Origin of the sequence: Acidipropionibacterium thoenii DSM 20276, from assembly GCF_000423445.1 — a bacterium.
Lineage (GTDB): Bacteria > Actinomycetota > Actinomycetes > Propionibacteriales > Propionibacteriaceae > Acidipropionibacterium > Acidipropionibacterium thoenii.
Genome location: NZ_AUHZ01000015.1, coordinates 24,326 through 41,056, shown reverse-complemented (window position 1 = coordinate 41,056; position 16,731 = coordinate 24,326). Strand labels below are relative to the sequence as shown.

Genomic DNA, 16,731 nt, shown 5'->3' with positions numbered 1-16,731 from the left:
CCGGTCGACCCGTCCGGCCCCTCACTCAGCGCAGCCCGAGCGGGCGCTCCAGGGCGAGGTCGAGCAGCTCGGTGACCAGATCCCGGTAGCTGAATCCGCTCGCCTGCCACATCAGGGGGTATCCGGAGGTCTTGGTGAATCCCGGCAGGGTGTTGGGCTCGTTGACGAGGACCTCCCCCTCGGCCGTCACGAAGCAGTCCACCCGCGCCAACCCCTCGCATCCCAGCGCCTGGAAGGCACGCACCGCAGTCTGCTGGACCTTCTCGGTGGTCGCCTGGTCCAGATCCGCCGGTACCGAGACGGTGGCCAGCGTGTCGGCGGTGAGGTACTTGGCGTCGAAGTCGTAGAACCCGTCGGGGTCGTGGACGATGATCTCGCCGGGCAGCGAGGCCCGAGGCTGCTGGCCGTGGTGACCGTCCAGCACCGAGCACTCGATCTCACGGCCGGTCAGGCCCTGCTCGACGATGACCTTCGGGTCCCAGCGGCGAGCCTCCTCGACGGCCGCCTCGACCCCCTCGGAGGATGCCACCCGGCTGATCCCCACCGAGGATCCGCCGCGGGCCGGCTTGATGAACAGCGGGTACTCCAGTTCGGCGATCCGCTCCAGGCATCCGGCCCGGTCCTGGGTCCACTCGTGGGGAAGGATCTCGGCATAGGGCCCCACCGGGATGCCGGCCTGGCTCAGCACCACCTTGGTGAGCTGCTTGTCCATGCAGTTGGCGCTGGCGGCCACCCCGCAGCCGACGTATCGGACGCCGTTCATCTCGAACAGCCCCTGGATCGTGCCGTCCTCGCCGAAGGGACCGTGCAGCAGGGGGAAGACCACATCGACCGGTTCGGCCGCCTGGCCGTCGTTGTCGACCAGGAAGCAGCCCTCGTCCAACCTCTTCAGCCCGGCACCGGGATGCTCCCCGGTCACCTCGGGCAGCTCGCCCTGGTCGGGGAGTCCGGCGATCTCGGCGGGGCTCCACCGGGTCCACCTGCCATCCTTGGTGATCCCGATACCGACCACGCTGAACCTCTGAGGGTCCATCGCCGCCAGCACATTGGCCGCTGTCAGGCAGGAGATCGAGTGCTCCGAACTGACCCCTCCGAACACCACGGCGACATGGCTTCGGGAGTCCCCGCGCCCACTGGAAGCAGATCCGTGGGCCGCTGACTGGGTGGTGTCTGTCATCGATGTCCTTCCTTTCAGACCGGCCACACCCTACCGGGGTCGGGATGCCCTGCTCCTGGGCACACGCTCGCCGGTGCGGATGTCGTATCGGGTGGCGGGGGCCTTCTCACCTCGGGCCAGCTCGACCTGGGTGTCGATGGCGTCCATGATGCGGTCGGTGGCGGCCCGTACCGCCTTCAGGTCGTGGCTGCGGCCGGCGAACTCCGTCAGGTCGACCGCCGGGCCGACATGCAGGTGCATGGTCTTGCGGGGGAAGAGCCTCGGGAAGGTCATCTGCTTGAAACCCATCACCTCGTTGGGGCCCCACTGGCCCACCGGGATGACCGGTACGCCGGTCTCGATGGCCAGTCTGGCGGCCCCGGTGTGGCCGGTCATCGGCCAGTGCAGGGGATCGGCGGTGATGGTCCCCTCGGGATAGATGATCACCGTCATGCCACGTGCCAGCTCACGGCGCGCCGCTGCCAGGATCTCGGGACCCGGGGCCTTGCGGTCGACCGGGATCTGGTCGGCGTGGCGGGCCACGAAGCCCACGATCGGAACGTCGAAGAGTTCCTTCTTGGCCATCCAGTGCGGCCAGCGCCCATTGACGACCAGGAAGGCGCCGAGCACCACCGGGTCGTAGTTCGACACGTGGTTGCTGACGATCAGCGCTCCGCCGCTGGCCGGCAGATTCTGCTCGCCGTGGTGGTCGAAACGGGTCAGCAGCCGGGCCGCCGGCAGCAGCAGCGCCACTCCGGCGATGAAGATCGGTCCCGGCCGGTCGGCGGGGCTGCGCAACCTCAGGCGCGAGAGGTTCAGGCCTGTGAGTGTGGCGCGGTGCACGAGATCTCCTGTTCGGCGGCGATGCGGGTTCCAGGACGCCCCATGGCCCCGGGCCGCCGGTCGGGGGCCCGGGTTCCAGCAATCCTCAGGCCGGGACCTCCACCGACATGGTAGTGGGCTTGAAGGACGGCCGGTCTGCTTCGTAGGCGGAGATCTCGTCGGCCAGCTGCAGGGTCGAGGAGATGTCGTCGAGGCCCTCCAGCAGGCGGTGCCGGGTGAACTCGTCGACGGCGAACTCGACCACCCGCTGCGGGGTGGTGATGGTCCGGGTCTTCAGATCCACCGTGAAGTCCGCGCCGGGAGCAGCCTCGGCGTCGGCCCACAGCTGCTCGACGACCGCCTGGTCGACGGTGGCGATGAGCAGCCCGGCCTTGCCGGAGTTGTTGCGGAAGATGTCTCCGAAACGCGACCCGATGACGACCTTGAAGCCGTAGTTCTGCAGTGCCCAGACGGCGTGCTCGCGGGAGGATCCGGTGCCGAAATCGGGGCCGGGGATGAGGATCGAGCCGTTGGCCCAGGCCGGCTGGTTGAGCACGAACCCGGGATCCTTGCGCCAGGCGGCGAACAGCCCGTCCTCGAATCCGGTGCGGGTGATCCGCTTGAGGTAGACGGCGGGGATGATCTGATCGGTGTCGACGTTGCTGCGACGCAGCGGGACGGCGACTCCGGTGTGACTGGTGAACTTGTCCATGGCTCAGACCTCCACTGCTGCCAGGTCGGCAGGTGCCGACAGATGTCCGGTGATGGCGGTGGCGGCGGCCACCGGCGGGGAGACCAGATGGGTGCGACCACCGCGACCCTGGCGTCCCTCGAAGTTGCGGTTCGAGGTCGAGGCCGAGCGCTCGCCGGGGGCCAGCTGGTCGGGGTTCATGCCCAGGCACATCGAGCAACCGGCGCCTCGCCACTCGGCACCGGCGCCCAGGAAGACCTTGTCCAGGCCCTCCTCCATGGCCTGCAGCCGCACTCGGGCAGAACCGGGGACCACCAGCATCCGGGTGCCCTCGGCGACCTTGTGGCCCTTGATGACGCTGGCGGCCAGTCGCAGGTCCTCGATCCGGCCGTTGGTGCACGAGCCGAGGAAGACGGTGTCGATCCTGATGTCGCGCATCGGGGTCCCCGGCTTCAGGTCCATGTAGTTCAGCGCACGCTCGGCCGAGCTGCGCGCCACCTCATCGGTGAAGGACTCGGCGGCCGGCACCGAGGAGTCCAGCGGAACCCCCTGGCCCGGGTTGGTGCCCCAGGTGACGAACGGCGTGATGGCGGAGCCGTCCAGGTGGATCTCACGGTCGAAGACGGCGTCCTCGTCGGTGCGCAGCGTCTTCCAGTAGTCCACCGCGGCATCCCAGTCGGCTCCGCTGGGAGCGAGCGGGCGACCCTTGACGTAGTCGAAGGTGGTCTGGTCGGGAGCGACCATTCCGGCCTTGGCACCCCATTCGATGGACATATTGCAGACCGTCATGCGGCCCTCCATCGACATCTCCTCGAAGACCTGGCCGCGGTACTCGACCATGTACCCCTGGCCACCGCCGGTGCCGACCTCGGAGATCAGGGTGAGGACCAGATCCTTGGGGGTGACGCCGTCGGGCAGCGTGCCGTCGACCGTCACCGCCATCGTCTTGGGGCGGGCCTGGGGCAGTGTCTGGGTGGCCAGCACGTGCTCGACCTCGGAGGTCCCGATACCGAAGGCCAGCGCTCCGAAGGCGCCATGGGTGGAGGTGTGGGAGTCCCCGCAGACGATCGTCATGCCGGGCTCGGTGACGCCGAGCTGAGGACCGATGATGTGGACGACACCCTGATCGACGTCACCCAGGGAGTGGATCGGGACGCCGAAGTCCTTGGCATTCCTGCGCAGCGTCTCGACCTGGGCGCGGGAGACCGGGTCGGCGATCGGGAGCTCGGGGTGCAGAGTCGGGATGTTGTGGTCCTCAGTGGCCATCGTGAGATCGGGTCGGCGAACCGTGCGCCCGGCCAACCGCAGTCCCTCGAAGGCCTGGGGGCTGGTGACCTCGTGCACCAGGTGCAGGTCGATGTAGAGCAGGTCCGGCTCGCCTCCCTCTCCCTTGTGCACGACGTGGGCGTCCCACAGCTTCTCGCTGAGTGTGCGACCCATCTCACTCCCTCCCTGCGTTGGCGGCCCTCCCTGCGAGGGTCACGGCCATTGTGGCTGGCCGATCACGAGGTGAGACGCTAATCTTGAAATATGGACGAATCAAGTGGGGTCGGTGTCCTCGACAAGGCGGCCCTGGTGATGTCGGCACTGGAGACCGGGCCGGCCAGCCTGGCGGGTCTGGTCCAGGCGACCGGCCTGGCCCGGCCCACCGCGCATCGTCTGGCCCGTGCCCTCGAGCATCACCGCTTCGTCAGCCGTGACCTCCAGGGGCGCTTCATCCTGGGGCCCCGGCTGGCCGAGCTGGCCGCTGCGGCCGGTGAGGACAGGCTACTGGCTGCCTCCGGGCCGATCCTGGCCAGGCTGCGCGACATCACCGGGGAGTCGGCCCAGCTCTACCGGCGCCAGGGGGACTCCCGGGTCTGCGTGGCCGCCGCCGAGCGGCCCACCGGGTTGCGCGACACCATCCCGGTGGGCAGCGTGCTGTCGATGGACGCCGGTTCGGCGGCTCAGGTGCTGCTGGCCTGGGAGGACTCGGACCGGATCCAGCGCTCGCTGTCCCACTCGGCCTTCTCCTCGGTGACGCTGGCGGCGCTGCGCAAGCGTGGCTGGTCCCAGTCGGTCGGGGAACGGGAGGCCGGGGTGGCCTCGGTCTCGGCGCCGGTGCACTCCCCCTCGGGCAAGGTGATCGCCGCGGTGTCGGTCTCCGGGCCGATCGAGAGGCTCACCCGTCAGCCGGGCCGGATCCACGCCCCTGCCGTGATGGCAGCGGCCGACCGGCTCTCGGAGGTGCTGCGCCGCTCGGCCGAGTGAGCAGCGCGTGAAAAAGCCCGGACCGATCAGGTCCGGGCTTTTGTCGTGGTAGCCCCGAGCGGATTCGAACCGCCGTTTCAGCCTTGAGAGGGCCGCGTGCTAGGCCGCTGCACCACGGGGCCACGTCATCGATTTCTCACCGATGTGTCTGTATTCAACTGTGCGGGTTGTCACCCATTTGAGAAAACATCATCGCTTGTCGGCGATAACATCTGTCATCTCGGTGAACCCAGCCTGAAAAGCCTATCAGGTTTATTGACGTCACCGCCAATAACCTTTCCACGCTCTCCAGAGCTGGGGTACCAGGACTCGAACCTGGACTAACTGAACCAGAATCAGCCGGGCTGCCAATTACCCCATACCCCATTGTTCCACCCGGTTGGCCGGGCGTCGCAACGACGATGAACGGTATCAGCCTGCCCCCCTGCCACGCAAATCCCTCGCCCTGGATCGGCCTCAGGGCCTGGCGGGCGCACCGGGCTGAGCGGGCCGCGGTGTGCGCCGCGCCAGACGCATCAACCCGCCGATCCACCAGGCCGCCACCGCCACCCCGACGAACCCTCCGACGTCCCACAGGGCGTCGGCTGCAGTCATCTCGGTGACGCCGCGGGCCTGGGCGGCGCCACCGAGGAAGACGGCGTAGCCGAAGGCGAACAGATTGTTGACGACATGGGCGGCGATCCCGGCCTCCAGGCCTCCGGTGAGCAGCACCAGTGCCCCGGCCGCCAGTCCGAAGGAGAACCGGTCGATGAACAGCCACAGATTCTGGGTGCCGTGGAACAGCGCGAAGATCAGGGCCGATCCGACCACCGCCAGCCACCGGTTGGCCCCCAGACCGCCCAGGCAGTTCATCAGGTAGCCGCGGAAGAAGACCTCCTCGGCGGCTGCCTGGAGGGGAGAGGTGAGCAGGATCGCCAGCAACCAGGCCCACCACAGATGGGGCACGTGGAACTCCGGTTGCCCGGAGCCACGAGCCAGGATCTGGGTGAGATTGAGCACGATGACGGCCACCACCATCACCACCGCCAGGAATCTCCAGCGCAACCCGGGTTGAACCGACCACACCCAGGCCGGCGAGCGTCGGTGCAGGTAACGGGCCAGCAGGAGGACCACCACCATGAGGCAGGCCAGCGCCAGATGGGTCGAGACCAACCCCCAGATGGTCTCGAAGGTCTGGCCGCGCCTCAGGTACTCCGCGTAGCTGCCGGGCCTGCCCGAGACCAGCCATCCGATCCCCAGCAGCGCCTGGAGCACCAGCGGGATGATCAGGGCGTAGCCCAGCAGCGCCCCGCAGATCCCGACCAGGCTCTTGAGGGGGCCATCGGCGCGGTCGACCAGTACCTGGGAGTAGTCCACCCCCGATTGCGGATCGCGCACCGGCCGCTCCGGCGTCCCGCCCTCCGATGAGGGCCGGCTGATCGGGGAACCGGGCCTTCGCTGCACCGCCATGATGGCTCTCAGGCCCCTGCGATGGTGTTGGCCAGGGTGCCGATGCCGTCGATCTCGACCTCGACCCGCTGGCCGGGCTCCATCGGCCCCACCCCGGCTGGGGTGCCGGTGAGGATGACGTCTCCGGGCAGCAGGGTGGTGAAGGAGGAGATGTAACTGATCAGCTCGGGGATCGCCCGGATCATCTGCCTGGTGTTGCCCTGCTGGACGACCTGTCCGTCCAGCCGGGTGGTGATCGACAGGTTCGAGGCCTCCGCCACCGACAGGTGGGTGACCATCCAGGGCCCCAGCGGGCAGAAGGTGTCGGATCCCTTGGCACGTGCCCACTGCTTGTCAGGACCCTGCAGATCGCGGGCCGTGATGTCATTGCCGACGGTGAACCCGAAGATCACCTCCTGGGCGCGCTCGGGGGGAACCTCCTTGCAGATCCGACCGATCACGACCGCCAGTTCCCCCTCGTACTGCAGGTCGTGGGTGAAGGAGGGACGGATCACCGGCTCGTCATGGCCGATCACCGCGGTATTCGGTTTGAGGAAGATCAGCGGCTCGGCCGGCACCTCGTTACCCAGTTCGGCGGCGTGCTCGGCGTAGTTGCGCCCCACCCCCACCACCTTGGAACGGGGGATCACCGGGGAGACCAGCCTCACCTGGGACAACTCGTGGCGGGCTCCGGTGTACTGCACCGGGGCGGCCACCGGGTCCCCGGTGATCTCAGCGATGGTGTCGGGATGCTCCCCCTGATCGGCGGCCAGTTCGACGATTCCGAAGGCGGGATCCCCACCAGTGGGGACGAAACGGGCAATGCGCATGGCCACAGAATATCGGTGCTGGAATACTGGCCGCCATGACAGCTCAGTTCTCAGTGGTGGATCTCATTCGTGCCAAGAGATCGGGTCGCCGTCTGGAACCGGAGCAGATCGACTGGCTCATCGACGCCTACACCCGCGGCGTGGTGGCCGACGAGCAGATGTCGGCGATGGCGATGGCGGTCTTCTTCCAAGGCCTGGATGACGCCGAGCTGTCCCGCTGGACGGCGGCGATGATCGCCTCGGGCCACCGGCTGGACTTCTCGAAGCTGTCTCGCCCGACCGTCGACAAGCACTCCACCGGCGGGGTCGGTGACAAGATCACCCTCCCGCTGGCGCCTCTGGTGGCCTCCTGCGGGGCGGCTGTCCCCCAGCTGTCGGGGCGGGGTCTGGGCCACACCGGCGGCACCCTGGACAAGATGGAGGCCATCCCCGGATGGCGGGCCGATCTGTCCAATGACGAGATGATGGCCCAGCTGGACAGTGTCGGCGCGGTGATCTGCGCGGCCGGACCGGGGCTGGCGCCCGCCGACAAGAAGCTCTATGCCCTGCGCGATGTCACCGGCACCGTCGAGTCGATCCCGCTGATCGCCTCCTCGATCATGAGCAAGAAGATCGCCGAGGGCACCTCCGCCCTGGTCCTCGACGTCAAGTGCGGTTCGGGAGCGTTCATGAAGACCCAGGCCGACGCCCGCGAGCTGGCGGCCCGGCTGGTGAGTCTGGGAACCGACGCCGGGGTGGCCACCAGCGCGCTGCTCACCGACATGTCATCGCCGCTGGGGCGGGCGATCGGCAACGGCATCGAGGTGGCCGAGTCGGTCGAGGTGCTGGCCGGAGGTGGACCGGCCGACATCGTCGAACTGACCCTGGCGCTAGCCCGCCAGATGGTCTCGGCGGTCGGCCTGGACGCCGATCCGCAGGAGAACCTGCGCAACGGCAGAGCGATGGACGTCTGGCGCCAGATGGTGCGCGCCCAGGGCGGTGACCCCGACGCCGCGCTGCCGGTGGCCCATCACAGCCAGCAGGTGCTGGCCGACCGGGACGGCGTCCTCACCGGCATCGACGCCATGTCGGTGGGTCTGGCGTCCTGGCGGCTGGGTGCCGGGCGGGCCCGCAAGGAGGACCCGGTGCAGGCCGCCGCCGGGGTCCGGCTGGAGGCCGTGATCGGCGACACGGTGACGGCCGGTCAGCCGCTGGCCACCCTGTTCACCGACACCGCCGACGCGATCGGAGGGGCCGAGGAGGCGCTGGCCGGAGCCTTCACCTTCGGCGCCGGGGCAGCCAGCACCTCGCGGGTGATCGACGTCATCGGAGGCTGACCGGGGCGGTCGCACCACCACAGACCAGGGCGTGCCGGTAGGCGTCCGACAGCGCCTCCCAGCTGGCCTCGATGATGTCGGTGCCGACCCCCACCGTCGCGGTGATCCGCTGGTCGATCTCGGTGTCGATGAGCACTCGCACGGTGGCGTCGGTGCCGTGACCGTCATCGAGGATGCGGACCCGGTAGTCGGTGAGATGACAGGCCGCGATCTGCGGGAAGTAGTCGATGAGGGCACCTCGCAGGGCCTGGTCCAGGGCGTGCACCGGGCCATTGCCGGTCGCCTCCACAGTGGTCGCCCCTGATCCCTGCCCGGTGGGGTGGATGGAGACCACCGCGGTGGTGATCACCTCTCCCTGTCCGGTCTGGTGGGAGCTGGCCTGCCAGAACAGCACCTCGAAGGCGGTGGTGGCCAGCCCCAGGTGCTCGCGCAGCAGCAACTCGAAGCTGCCATCGGCGGCCTCGTAGGAGTACCCGTCGACCTCCCGGGCCTTGACCAGCTCGACCAGCTCACCGGCCTGGTCGCGGGTGAGGGCACCGAATCCCAGTTCGCTGGCCTTGAGCAGGATGTTGGCCCGTCCCGACATGCCCGAGACCAGCATCCTCATGTCATTGCCGACCACTGCCGGGTCGATGTGCTGGTACAGGTCCGGGTCGATCCGGATCGCCGAGGCGTGCAGCCCCGCCTTGTGGGCGAAGCTGGAGCGTCCGGCATAGGGCTGGCGGGCCTGGGGCAGCTGGTTGGCGATCTCGCCGATCGCGTGCGCCACCCCCGACAGATTCGCCAGCTGACCTGCGGGCAGCACCCGCAGATCGTACTTGGTCTCCAGGTTGCCGATCAGGGTCACCAGATCGGCATTGCCGGTGCGCTCCCCGTAGCCGTTCATGGTGCCCTGGATCTGGACGGCGCCGGCCTCCATGGCGGCCAACGAGTTGGCCACCGCGCAGCCGGTGTCATTGTGGCAGTGGATTCCCAGCGGCAGGCCGATCTCGGCGGTGTCCGCCACGATCCGGGAGATCATCGAGGGCACCATCCCGCCATTGGTGTCGCACAGCACCGCGATCGAGGCGCCGGCCTCGGCGGCAGCCCGGACCACCGACAGCGAGTACTCGGGATCGAACTGGTAGCCGTCGAAGTAGTGCTCGCAGTCGACCATCACCTGATGGCCCAGACCCACCAGATGGCTCACCGTGTCGCGGACCATCGCCAGATTCTCGTCCAGGGTGGTGCGCAGCGCCTTCTCGACGTGGCGGGAGTCGGCCTTGCCGACGACACAGATCACCGGTGCCCCGGAGTCGTGCAGGGCTGCCACCAGGGAGTCCTCCTCGACCCGAGCCTCGGCACGCCGGGTCGACCCGAAGGCCACCAGCTGGGAGTGCTCCAGGTCCAGTTCGGTGCGAGCGCGCTGGAAGAAGGCGGTGTCGTTGGGGTTGGCGCCGGGCCAGCCCCCCTCGATATAGCCCAGCCCCAGTCCGTCCAGCAGCCGGGCCAGCTTCAGCTTGTCCTCGACGCTGAATCGCAGCCCCTCCTGCTGGGCTCCGTCGCGCAGCGTGGTGTCGAACAGGCTGGGCCCGTCCGACACTGCTGCGCTACCGGCGAGGGTGCGGGGGGTCGACGCCATGGCCCGGCCTCAGCAGACCTGGTGCAGCCAGCCGTGGGTGTCCTCCACACGGCCGTACTGGATGTCGAGGAGGCGGTTGCGGATGGCCATCGTGACCTCCCCGGCCTGCTCCTTGACCGTGGTCTCCCCCGCCTCGTCGACCAACGAGCCGATCGGGGTGACGACCGCGGCGGTGCCGCAGGCGAAGACCTCGGGGAAGCGACCCGAGCGGATCCCGTCGAGCAACTCGTCGACGCCGAGCCGGCGGGCCACCGGCTTCAGGCCCATGTCGGGGGCCATCTCGAGGATGGACCGGCGGGTGACACCGGGCAGGATGGTGCCGGTCAGCTCGGGAGTGACCAGCTCACCGTCGTTGCTGACGGCCATGATGTTCATGCCGCCAAGCTCCTCCACCCAGGCGTGCTCCACGGCGTCGGCGAACAGCACCTGGGAGCAACCCTTGGCATAGGCCTCCTCCTGGGCCAGCAGGGAGGCGGCATAGTTGCCACCGCACTTGGCCGCACCGGTGCCGCCGGGGGCGGTCCGCGAGTTGTGACGCTCCAGCCAGATCCGCACCGCCGAGACGCCGCCGGAGAAGTAGGCGCCGACCGGGGAGCAGATCACCGAGTAGAGCACCCGCTTGGCCGGGGCGACGCCGAGGAAGTCCTCGTAGGCGATCATGAAGGGACGTAGGTAGAGGCTCTTCTCGCCGCTCTCACCGGGGTCGGGGACCCAGCGGGCCTCGGTCCTGGCGACCTGCAGGCAACTGGTGACGAAGTCCTCCTCCGGCAGCACCGGAAGGGCCAGACGCCGTGCCGAGTTGGCGAACCGCTCGGCATTGGCGTCGGGACGGAACAGCCAGACCGTTCCGTCGGCGTGGCGGTAGGCCTTGAGGCCCTCGAAGATCTCCTGGGCATAGTGCAGCACCGCACTGCCGGGGTTGACGGCGAGCGGGCCATAGTCGACGACCCCGTCCTGGCCCCAGCCGCCGTCAACGGTCCAGATGGCCTCGGCCATGTGGTCGGAGAAGGCCTCTCCGAACCTGGGGTCGGCGTGGATCGCGGCAATGGCCTCATCGGAGGACCAGGTCAGATCATCGGTGGCTGCAAAGCTCAGACTCATGGCCGACACGCTACACCGGCAGCGACCAGAATTGTTCACAGGCTGACATTCGAATGTCACATTGTGGACCAGTCGATACCGTGAGGCCATGACGAATGACGCTTCCTCCTCCGCTGTGCCCACTCTGGCTGTCATCGGTGGCGACGGGATCGGCCCCGAGGTCACCGCCGAGGCCCTCAAGGTGCTGACCGCCACCATCGGCGACGACGCCTTCACCACCCGGGACTACTCGCTGGGTGCCGAGCACTGGAAGGCCACCGGCGAGGTGCTCAATGACGACACCCTGGCCGAGATCGCCACCGCCGACGCCATCGTGCTGGGCGCGGTCGGTGCGGCTCCGGGGTCCACCGAGGTGCCCTCGGGGCTGCTGGAGCGCGGCCTGCTGCTCAAGCTGCGGTTCTCCCTCGACCAGGGGGTCAACCTGCGGCCCTCGACCTGGTACCCGGGCACCCCGACTCCGCTGTCCGAGGCGGTCACCGGCGCCGGCCCGATCGACTTCGTGGTGTGCCGTGAGGGCACCGAGGGTCTGTACTGCGGCAACGGCGGTGCGGTGCGCGTCGGCACCCCCCAGGAGATCGCCACCGAGGTGAGCCTCAACACCGCCTTCGGTGTCGAGCGGGTGGTGCGTGACGCCTTCACCCGCGCCCGGGCCCGCCGCAGGCACCTCACCCTGGTCCACAAGCACAATGTGCTGGTCAACGCCGGGTCGCTGTGGCGCCGGGTGGTCGATGAGGTCGCCGCCGACTTCAGCGAGGTCGAGCACGACTACCTGCATGTCGATGCCGTGACCATCGCCCTGGTCAAGGAGCCCCAGCGGTTCGACGTGATCGTCACCGACAATCTGTTCGGCGACATCATCACCGACCTGGCAGGTGCGGTCACCGGTGGCATCGGGCTGGCACCCAGCGCCAATATCAACACCAGCGGCCAATACCCCTCGATGTTCGAGCCGGTGCACGGGTCGGCCCCCGACATCGCCGGGACCGGCAGGGCGGACCCGACCGCCGCGATCTCCTCGATGGCCCTGCTCCTCGACCACCTGGGCCGGCCGGCCGATGCCGAGCGGATCCGCACCGCGGTGAGCGCCGACATCGCCTCCCGGCTCGGCGCCCCGGCACGCTCCACCACCGAGATCGGCGATGCCATCGCCGCGTTGATCTGAGGGTCCGAGGTATCACCCGGTTCATGGGACAATGCCCGGGTGATACCCCTGCCTGAGACTCCCGACCTGGTCGCTGCCGCGCTGCACAACGCCCTGGAGCAGGGGTACCTCACCACCACCCGCAACGAGACCGGCCGGCTGCTGGCCACCCTGGCCAGCTCGGTACGTGGTCCGATCGGCGAGTGCGAGGCGGGCTCGGGAGCCGGCGTCTGCTGGCTTCGGCTGGGAGCGCGACCGCACACCCATGTGGTGACCGTCGACGAGGACGAGGAGCGCTGCCGACGGGTCCGCACCATCCTGGCCGGCCAGGATGTCGAGGTGATCCATGGCGGCTGGCAGGAACTCACCGAGCACGGCCCCTTCGGGTTGCTCTCGCTGCCCATCCGGATCGCCCGGATCACCCCGATCCCGACCATCGTCAAGGCGGTGCGCAAGTCGGGACTCATCGTCATCGACGACATGCCCCCCAGCTTCGGCTTCCCGCCACGCACCATCGACGGCGACGTCGACCACACCCGGCTGGCCTGGCGCTCCGATCCCTCGGTCAACTGCACCGAGATCCAGCTCGCCGAGGACCTGGCGGTCATCATCGCCTGCAAGCTGTAGCAGCCGCCATCCGGGCATCCTGGTCCCGACACGTGACGGAGCCCGTCACCGCGGGGGTGACGGGCTCCGTCATATCAGGATCTGGCCGGCAGGGGCGCAGACGGGGATCAGCGAGCGGCCGAGCCCTCGGTGTAGTCCTCGTCCTCGTTCTCGATCCAGGAGAACATCTTGCGCAGCTCCTTGCCGGTGGCCTCGATCGGGTGGCCGGCCTCGGCAGCGCGCATCTTCTTGAACTCCGGGGCGCCGGCGTCCTGATCGGCGATGAACCGCTTGGCGAAGGCACCGGACTGGATGTCGGCCAGCACCGCCTTCATGTTCTCCTTGACATGACCGTCGATGACCCGCGGACCGGAGACGTAGTCGCCGTACTCGGCGGTATCGGAGATCGACCAGCGCTGCTTGGAGATGCCGCCCTCAATGATGAGGTCGACGATCATCTTCATCTCGTGACAGACCTCGAAGTAGGCCATCTCCGGCTGGTAGCCGGCCTCGGTCAGCACCTCGAAGCCGGTCTCGATGAGGTGGGACAGGCCGCCGCACAGGACGTTCTGCTCACCGAACAGGTCGGTCTCGGTCTCCTCGCGGAAGCTGGTCTCGATACCGCCGGCACGCAGCCCGCCCAGCGCCTTGGCGTAGGACCTGGTGAGCTCCCAGGCGTGTCCGGTGGCGTCCTGCTCGACGCACACCAGCACCGGGACCCCGCGGCCGTCCTCGTACTCACGACGGACGATGTGGCCGGGGCCCTTGGGGGCGACCATGCAGACGTCGACATCAGCCGGGGCCTTGATGTAGCCGAAGTGGATGTTGAAGCCGTGGGCGAAGAACAGCGCATCGCCGGGCTTCAGGTGCGGGGCGATCTGCTCGGCGTACAGCTGACGCTGGTTCTGGTCGGGGGCCAGCACCATGATGACGTCGGCCTCCTCGCAGGCCTCCTCGATACCGACCACGCGCAACCCCTGGGCCTCCGCCTTGGCGATGGACTTGGATCCGGGACGAAGCCCGACCCGGACGTCAACGCCGGAATCGCGCAGGTTGAGCGCATGGGCGTGGCCCTGGGAGCCGTACCCGATGATCGCCACCTGGCGGTTCTGGATGATCGACAGATCCGCGTCGTCGTCGTAATAGATCTTTGCCATGAAATTCTCTCCTAGTTGATGGAAAAGAGGTCTGTTGCCGTAGCGGGTCAGGTGCCGCTGCGTGATCCGCGGGAGGTCAGCGCCGCTGCCCCGCGGTTGAGGGCCACCCGGCCCGACTGGACGAGTTCGATGATGCCGAAGGGCTCGAGCATCTTCACCAGTGCGTCCAGCTTCTCACGGCCCCCGGTGGCCTCGACGGTGAGCGACTCCGGTGAGACGTCGACCGCCTTGCCGCGGAACAGCGAGACGGTGTCGATCACCTGGGAGCGCGTCTGGGGGGTGGAGCGCACCTTCACCAGCACCAGTTCGCGGGCCACCGCGCCGTCCTCCAGCTCGATGATCTTGTGCACCTCGATGAGCTTGTTGAGCTGTTTGACGATCTGCTCGAGGGTCTGGGGGGAGTCGACGCCGACGCCGATGGTCATCCGCGACTCGTCGGGGTCAGTGGTCGGTGAGACGGTCAGCGACTCGATGTTGAAACCGCGGCGGGCGAACAACCCGGCCACCCGGGTGAGGACGCCGGGGTGGTTGACCACCGACATGGACAGGATGTGAGTGCTGCTCATGATTCAGTTCTCTCCTGTCGTGGCGGCAACCGTGCCGACCGGGACGGCGGGTTCGGCCGAGTCCTCATCGGCGGCCTGCTCACCCCAGTCGGGGGCCAGTCCGCGGGCGATCTTGATCTCGTCATTGCTGGTGCCGGAGGCCACCATCGGCCAGACCATGGCGTCCTTGTGGACCACGAACTCCACGACCACCGGACGGTCGTTGATGGCATTGGCCCTCTCGATGGCGGCGTCGACGTCGTCTGCCTCGGTGACCCGGAAGGCCGCGCAGCCCAGCGCCTCGGCGAGCTTGACGAAGTCGGGCAGCGCGTCGGAGTGCAGGTCGGTCTGGGAGAACCGCTTGTTGTAGAACAGGTTCTGCCACTGCCGCACCATGCCCAGCACGTTGTTGTTGATGATGGCGATCTTGACCGGGATGCCGTTGAGGGCGCAGGTGACCAGCTCCTGGTTGGTCATCTGGAAGCAACCGTCACCGTCGATCCCCCACACAGTGGCATCGGGGGCGCCCACCTGGGCACCCATCGCGGCAGGCACGCAGTAGCCCATCGTGCCGGCTCCGCCCGAGGTGAGCCAGGAGTGCGGCCTGTTGTGGGGCAGGAAGTGGGAGGCCCACATCTGGTGCTGACCCACCCCGGTGACGAAGATCGAGTTGTCGGGAGCCATTGCCCCGATCCTCGAGATCACCCACTGCGGGGAGATCTTGCCGGCCGGCGGCTCCTCCCAGGAGGGTGCGTAGACCTGCTTCATGGCGTCCAGCTGGTCGTTCCAGGCCGAGATGTCGGGCAGCATCTTGCCCTCCAGCGCATCGATGAGCTTGGCCAGGGTGAGCTTGGCATCACCGACGATCGGGACGTCGGCGTGCCGGTTCTTGCCGATCTCGGCGGGATCCACATCGGCGTGGATGACCTTGGCCTGCGGGGCGAAGGTGTCCAGGCGTCCGGTGACCCGGTCGTCGAAGCGAGTGCCCACCGCGATGATGAGGTCGGCGCGCTGCAGGGCGCCGACGGCGGCCACCGAACCGTGCATCCCGGGCATCCCCAGTGCCCTGGGGTGGGAGTCGGGGAAGACGTCGCGGGCCATCAGGGTGGTGGTGACCGGGATGCCGGTCACCTCGACCAGCTTCATCAGCTCCGGGGCGGCGTTGGCCCTGGCCACTCCCCCGCCGATGTAGAGCACCGGTCGGCTGGCCTGGCGGATCAGGGTGCTGGCCTCCTTGATCTGGCGAGAGTGCGGCCGGGTGGTCGGCTTGTAGCCGGGCAGGTCGTACTGCTTGGGCCACACGAAGGGGGCGGTGTCCTGCTGGGCGTTCTTGGCGATGTCGACCAGTACCGGGCCGGGACGCCCGGTGGAGGCGATGTGGAAGGCCTCGGCCAGCGCCAGCGGGATCGCCGAGGCCTCGGTGACCAGGAAGTTGTGCTTGGTGATCGGCATCGTGATGCCGCGGATGTCGGCCTCCTGGAAGCCGTCGGTTCCGATCAGTGAGCTGCCGACCTGGCCGGTGATGGCCACCATCGGCACCGAGTCCAGGTAGGCGTCGTACAGCGAGGTGACCAGATTGGTGGCACCGGGACCCGAGGTCGCCATGCACACCCCGACCCGTCCGGTGACCACTGCGTATCCCTCGGCGGCGTGCCCGGCCCCCTGCTCGTGGCGCACCAGGATGTGGCGCACCTTGGAGGAGTCCATCAGCGGGTCGTAGGTGGGCATGATCGCACCACCGGGAAGCCCGAAGACCACGTCGACACCGAGCTTCTCGAGGCTGGCGACAATCATCTGCGCGCCTGTCATCTGCTTCGGTTGCCGGGGATTGTCAGCCATCGCTGATCCTCCATTCCCTCCGTGTCGCGAACCTTGCGTCGCGAACTGTGCACCATCTACGTCGTCATCGAGACGGCCGGGCTCATCAGGAGCCGCGTTCCCGGATGCTGGCGACATCGGCCCCTGACAAGAAAAAACCCTCGATGCCGAGTGGCATGCGAGGGAGCGTCCTGACCGGGGTCAAGACGCTAACTAAGAACAACGAGGCCGTTCATGGGAGGAACAATT

15 protein-coding genes and 2 tRNA genes are annotated in these 16,731 nt (G+C 68.2%); 4 read left to right on the top strand and 13 right to left on the bottom strand.

All coding sequences use genetic code 11. The annotated features are described in order from the left end of the window. Positions 1-25: 25 nt before the first annotated feature. The 4 genes from G554_RS0106675 to leuC form a co-directional block, all read right to left on the bottom strand. The gene (locus G554_RS0106675; protein ID WP_051232599.1) at positions 26-1,177 is read right to left on the bottom strand and encodes a D-alanine--D-alanine ligase family protein; all 1,152 of its coding nucleotides are present in this window, start codon (positions 1,175-1,177) and stop codon (positions 26-28) included. Between the two features lie 30 nt (positions 1,178-1,207). Further along, a complete protein-coding gene (locus tag G554_RS0106670; RefSeq protein WP_373887154.1) occupies positions 1,208-1,954 on the bottom strand; it encodes a lysophospholipid acyltransferase family protein in 747 nt (248 codons plus the stop codon). A 130-nt stretch (positions 1,955-2,084) separates the two neighbouring features. Further along, positions 2,085-2,690 carry a 3-isopropylmalate dehydratase small subunit gene (gene leuD / locus G554_RS0106665; protein ID WP_027587307.1) on the bottom strand — a complete coding sequence of 202 codons (606 nt, stop codon included), beginning with the start codon at positions 2,688-2,690 and terminating at the stop codon, positions 2,085-2,087. Between the two features lie 3 nt (positions 2,691-2,693). After that, on the bottom strand, positions 2,694-4,109 hold the full coding sequence (gene leuC / locus G554_RS0106660; RefSeq protein WP_027587306.1) for a 3-isopropylmalate dehydratase large subunit: 1,416 nt from the start codon (positions 4,107-4,109) through the stop codon (positions 2,694-2,696). A gap of 90 nt (positions 4,110-4,199) precedes the next feature. Between leuC and G554_RS0106655 the strand changes: the two genes are divergently transcribed. Then, on the top strand, positions 4,200-4,919 hold the full coding sequence (locus tag G554_RS0106655) for an IclR family transcriptional regulator (RefSeq protein WP_027587305.1): 720 nt from the start codon (positions 4,200-4,202) through the stop codon (positions 4,917-4,919). Positions 4,920-4,965: 46 nt separating this feature from the next. Here the strand turns inward: G554_RS0106655 and G554_RS0106650 are convergent. The 4 genes from G554_RS0106650 to G554_RS0106635 form a co-directional block, all read right to left on the bottom strand. Further along, positions 4,966-5,041: transfer RNA gene (locus tag G554_RS0106650), tRNA-Glu, on the bottom strand. Positions 5,042-5,213: 172 nt separating this feature from the next. Then, positions 5,214-5,285 (bottom strand) — tRNA-Gln (locus G554_RS0106645). A gap of 90 nt (positions 5,286-5,375) precedes the next feature. After that, positions 5,376-6,296, bottom strand: coding sequence for a CPBP family intramembrane glutamic endopeptidase (locus G554_RS0106640; protein WP_027587304.1), 921 nt, complete (start codon positions 6,294-6,296; stop codon positions 5,376-5,378). Between the two features lie 80 nt (positions 6,297-6,376). Further along, positions 6,377-7,177 (bottom strand): fumarylacetoacetate hydrolase family protein, encoded by an 801-nt coding sequence (locus G554_RS0106635; RefSeq protein ID WP_027587303.1) that lies wholly within the window; start codon positions 7,175-7,177, stop codon positions 6,377-6,379. A gap of 35 nt (positions 7,178-7,212) precedes the next feature. Between G554_RS0106635 and G554_RS0106630 the strand changes: the two genes are divergently transcribed. Further along, positions 7,213-8,493 carry a thymidine phosphorylase gene (locus G554_RS0106630; protein WP_027587302.1) on the top strand — a complete coding sequence of 427 codons (1,281 nt, stop codon included), beginning with the start codon at positions 7,213-7,215 and terminating at the stop codon, positions 8,491-8,493. On the opposite strand, the gene cimA is transcribed toward G554_RS0106630, so the two are convergent. After that, entirely contained in the window at positions 8,480-10,114 is a 1,635-nt protein-coding gene (gene cimA / locus G554_RS0106625) for a citramalate synthase (protein ID WP_036924919.1), read from the bottom strand. The genes G554_RS0106630 and cimA overlap by 14 nt on opposite strands. A 9-nt stretch (positions 10,115-10,123) precedes the next feature. Further along, entirely contained in the window at positions 10,124-11,215 is a 1,092-nt protein-coding gene (locus tag G554_RS0106620) for a branched-chain amino acid aminotransferase (protein ID WP_027587300.1), read from the bottom strand. Between the two features lie 88 nt (positions 11,216-11,303). Between G554_RS0106620 and G554_RS0106615 the strand changes: the two genes are divergently transcribed. Next, positions 11,304-12,377, top strand: coding sequence for a 3-isopropylmalate dehydrogenase (locus G554_RS0106615; RefSeq protein ID WP_027587299.1), 1,074 nt, complete (start codon positions 11,304-11,306; stop codon positions 12,375-12,377). A 39-nt stretch (positions 12,378-12,416) separates the two neighbouring features. After that, positions 12,417-12,983, top strand: a complete 567-nt coding sequence (locus G554_RS0106610) for an O-methyltransferase (protein WP_027587298.1) — start codon at positions 12,417-12,419, stop codon at positions 12,981-12,983. Positions 12,984-13,090: 107 nt separating this feature from the next. Here G554_RS0106610 and ilvC read toward each other — a convergent pair whose 3' ends face one another. From ilvC to G554_RS15110, 3 genes are read right to left on the bottom strand one after another with little or no spacing between them, the layout of a single operon-like run. Then, the gene (gene ilvC / locus G554_RS0106605) at positions 13,091-14,119 is read right to left on the bottom strand and encodes a ketol-acid reductoisomerase (RefSeq protein ID WP_027587297.1); all 1,029 of its coding nucleotides are present in this window, start codon (positions 14,117-14,119) and stop codon (positions 13,091-13,093) included. 47 nt (positions 14,120-14,166) lie between these two features. Next, positions 14,167-14,685, bottom strand: a complete 519-nt coding sequence (ilvN, locus tag G554_RS0106600; protein WP_027587296.1) for an acetolactate synthase small subunit — start codon at positions 14,683-14,685, stop codon at positions 14,167-14,169. Positions 14,686-14,688: 3 nt separating this feature from the next. Next, positions 14,689-16,503 carry an acetolactate synthase large subunit gene (locus tag G554_RS15110; protein WP_051232597.1) on the bottom strand — a complete coding sequence of 605 codons (1,815 nt, stop codon included), beginning with the start codon at positions 16,501-16,503 and terminating at the stop codon, positions 14,689-14,691. Between the last annotated feature and the right edge of the window lie 228 nt (positions 16,504-16,731).

What these genes read in the sequence shown, in the direction of transcription:
- G554_RS0106675 (WP_051232599.1), bottom strand. Translation starts at nt 1,177, where the DNA reads ATGACAGACACCACCCAGTCAGCGGCCCACGGATCTGCTTCCAGTGGG.
- leuD (WP_027587307.1), bottom strand. Translation starts at nt 2,690, where the DNA reads ATGGACAAGTTCACCAGTCACACCGGAGTCGCCGTCCCGCTGCGTCGC.
- leuC (WP_027587306.1), bottom strand. Translation starts at nt 4,109, where the DNA reads ATGGGTCGCACACTCAGCGAGAAGCTGTGGGACGCCCACGTCGTGCAC.
- G554_RS0106655 (WP_027587305.1), top strand. Translation starts at nt 4,200, where the DNA reads ATGGACGAATCAAGTGGGGTCGGTGTCCTCGACAAGGCGGCCCTGGTG.
- G554_RS0106635 (WP_027587303.1), bottom strand. Translation starts at nt 7,177, where the DNA reads ATGCGCATTGCCCGTTTCGTCCCCACTGGTGGGGATCCCGCCTTCGGA.
- G554_RS0106630 (WP_027587302.1), top strand. Translation starts at nt 7,213, where the DNA reads ATGACAGCTCAGTTCTCAGTGGTGGATCTCATTCGTGCCAAGAGATCG.
- cimA (WP_036924919.1), bottom strand. Translation starts at nt 10,114, where the DNA reads ATGGCGTCGACCCCCCGCACCCTCGCCGGTAGCGCAGCAGTGTCGGAC.
- G554_RS0106620 (WP_027587300.1), bottom strand. Translation starts at nt 11,215, where the DNA reads ATGAGTCTGAGCTTTGCAGCCACCGATGATCTGACCTGGTCCTCCGAT.
- G554_RS0106615 (WP_027587299.1), top strand. Translation starts at nt 11,304, where the DNA reads ATGACGAATGACGCTTCCTCCTCCGCTGTGCCCACTCTGGCTGTCATC.
- ilvC (WP_027587297.1), bottom strand. Translation starts at nt 14,119, where the DNA reads ATGGCAAAGATCTATTACGACGACGACGCGGATCTGTCGATCATCCAG.
- ilvN (WP_027587296.1), bottom strand. Translation starts at nt 14,685, where the DNA reads ATGAGCAGCACTCACATCCTGTCCATGTCGGTGGTCAACCACCCCGGC.
- G554_RS15110 (WP_051232597.1), bottom strand. Translation starts at nt 16,503, where the DNA reads ATGGCTGACAATCCCCGGCAACCGAAGCAGATGACAGGCGCGCAGATG.